Source organism: Geobacillus sp. ZGt-1 (assembly GCF_001026865.1).
GTDB lineage: Bacteria > Bacillota > Bacilli > Bacillales > Anoxybacillaceae > Geobacillus > Geobacillus thermoleovorans.
The window spans coordinates 1-293 of the sequence record NZ_LDPD01000035.1; the positions used below are offsets into that span (position 1 = coordinate 1).

Below are 293 nucleotides of genomic sequence, written 5' to 3' on the forward strand. Positions count from 1 at the left end.
TTGACGGAACTGATAGAACGCCCACGATACGGTTTCATATCGGTCATGGATACGTACACGTTCTGTTTTTTCACGAATGCCTGTTAAATCTTCTAATACAAAAAGGGTACGTTCTCCATATTGACGAACGAGTGCCTTCGTGACAGCATGGTTCACATCCGTCATCCAACGGTTTTCTCGTTGTCCGATTGTTTTCAACTTCCGACGCGCAGAAGCCGTCCCTTTTTGCTGGAGGGTTTTTCGCATTCGTTTGTACTTGGCACGCATATGCTTGATTTTTCGTCCGTTAAAAA

1 pseudogene is annotated in these 293 nt (G+C 44.7%); it reads right to left on the minus strand.

The annotated features are described in order from the left end of the window. Positions 1–293: pseudogene (locus VU18_RS20870) on the minus strand (IS200/IS605 family element transposase accessory protein TnpB); the annotation flags it as partial.